The organism is Gorillibacterium massiliense (assembly GCF_000455485.1).
Lineage (GTDB): Bacteria > Bacillota > Bacilli > Paenibacillales > NBRC-103111 > Gorillibacterium > Gorillibacterium massiliense.
This window is the reverse complement of sequence record NZ_CBQR020000180.1, coordinates 1-1,140: the sequence shown is the minus strand read 5'-3', so window position 1 is coordinate 1,140 and position 1,140 is coordinate 1. Positions and strand designations below refer to the sequence as shown.

At 47.3% G+C, this 1,140-nt stretch carries 2 protein-coding genes; both read left to right on the top strand.

Going from position 1 to position 1,140, the window contains the following annotated elements; translation table 11 throughout:
* Positions 1–238: 238 nt before the first annotated feature.
* On the top strand, positions 239–874 hold the full coding sequence (locus TJ79_RS25520) for an IS110 family transposase (protein ID WP_052340023.1): 636 nt from the start codon (positions 239–241) through the stop codon (positions 872–874).
* An 81-nt stretch (positions 875–955) separates the two neighbouring features.
* Positions 956–1,140 (top strand): transposase (locus TJ79_RS28715; RefSeq protein WP_155988035.1); only part of this gene is annotated, 185 nt, incomplete at its 3' end.

The window sequence follows — 1,140 nt, the reverse complement described above, 5'->3', positions numbered from 1 at the left end:
GGTGTTGGTATTATCAGTTCATACCCGTTCAATCGGGGATGAACTTTTTCTTTTATACTGGAAGAAACACTGGGTCTAAAAATGTATGTGGTGTTGGGACGCAGATCCCGTCACATAAAGTGTTTCAGCCCCGGCAACGTTCATACCCCGTTTGAGCTGGTTGGGCACTTAAGCCCGTATCATCGTGCCAACTTGTGGAGAACGTTTTTCAGGGTCCCCGTTATCTAAAGGAGGTATCATGAATCACCCCGTTCTAAGTATCGACGTTGCAAAAGGAAAAAGCGTTGCTGCCGCCTTTATCTCCAGCAACCAGTTGTTTCGCAAGCCGTTCTCATTTGAACACTCTCCTTCAGGACTTCAAAGCTTGCTTCCTCTTCTGGCGGAGATGGAATCTCTCTCGAACGCAAAACCTCATGTCGTTCTTGAAGCCACCGGCAATTACTCTAGACCGCTTTCCTCTTTTTTCTCCTCTTGTGGCTTTCCCGTTGTTGTACTCAATCCCATTCTGACCCACCAACTCAAGAAAAAAGCAATTCGCAAAGTAAAAACCGATTCTATCGATGCCGCACGAATCGCACAAGCCTACTATCTAGGTAACGGCTCTCCCGAGCTTCCATTGGAAGATTCGTTCCTCGAATTACGGACGCTCACGCGTCAACATCATCATCTAAACAGCCTCTATACCGATGTCCAACTTCATGTTCAAGCCGTGTTGGACCTGATCTTTCCAGGCAACGATCAATTGTTTAGCCAGACTTGCTGTGGCACTTCTTTGCGTATTCTGGCCGCCTTTCCTACGCCTGGTGCGGTGCTTGCGGCAGATCCCGAGGAATTGTTGGCACTTATGCTGCCTAATCGCCGCGGAAGAGCTTGAAATGTAGCAAAGAGAAACTCCCTATTAACCCTTGCTCAGAAAAGTTTACCTGACCCAGCAGGTCAAGCCTCCAATCAGATCATGCTCCATTGTTATACAGACCTGCTCATTGCTCACCAAAAGGCAATCGCTGAAGTGGAAGACCATATGGTCTTTCTAGCTAAGGTGTTTCCTGCTTATGATCTCTTACAATCTATTCCGGGTGTAGGAGAGATTACAGCCGCCGTTATACTCGCTGAAATTGGTGAAATAAAAAGATTCCCGGG